1 protein-coding gene is annotated in these 860 nt (G+C 55.1%); it reads right to left on the reverse strand.

What is annotated here, in order from left to right; genetic code table 11:
- Positions 1–860, reverse strand: an 860-nt coding sequence (locus tag Psfp_RS21160; protein ID WP_134220477.1) for a radical SAM protein, incomplete at both ends; no start/stop codon positions are given.

An 860-nucleotide genomic window follows, 5' to 3' on the forward strand; every position in this document is an offset into this window, starting at 1 on the left:
CTGTCAAATCCGACGATGAAGCCGGCGCTGACCTCCATCCCGTTGTTCTGGATAGTCTTCACTGAGGCAATCAGGTTGCGGTTGATGTTGTTAAACTTGTTGCACTCCTTGAGGCTCTCCTCGCTGGGAGTCTCGATGCCGACAAAGACGTGATTGAACCCTGCCTGCCTCATCAACACCATCAGGGCAGAGTCATCCGCCAGGTTGATGGATGCCTCGGTGAAGAAGCTGAAGGGGTATTTGTGCTTTTCCATCCAATCGATCATCAATGGCAGGACCTCTGTTTTCAGCCGGTTCTTGTTGCCGATGAAGTTGTCGTCTACCACGAAGACCGAGCCCCTCCAGCCGGTGTTGTAGATGGTGTCGAGTTCGCTGATAAACTGGGCGGTGTTTTTTAGACGCGGTTTGCGACCGAAGAGGGATGTGATATTGCAGAACTCGCAATCGTAAGGGCAGCCCCGGGAGTACTGGACACTCATGGACGTATAGTCCTTGTTGTTTATCAGCTCCCAGGCAGGTATCGGCGTACTGTTCATGGCCGGCCACTCGCTGCTGTTGTAGATATGTCCGGCTGTGCCCTGCTCCAGGTCCTTAAGGAAAGGTGGCAGAGTGGTCTCCGCCTCGCCCAGCACCAGGTGGTCGGCTTCGGGAAACTCCTCCGGCTCCATGGTGAACAGCGGCCCTCCGGCCACGGTCTTTACACCTAGGGCCTGGCAACGGTTCAGGATCTTCTTGGCCGAGACTTTTTGAATGACCATGGCGCTGATGAACACACAGTCGGCCCATCGCAGGTCGTCGTCAGTAACTTTTTTAACGTTCATGTCGATCAGCCGCTTATCCCATGCTGCGGGCAGCATGGC

The organism is Pelotomaculum sp. FP (assembly GCF_004369245.1).
Lineage (GTDB): Bacteria > Bacillota > Desulfotomaculia > Desulfotomaculales > Pelotomaculaceae > Pelotomaculum_C > Pelotomaculum_C schinkii.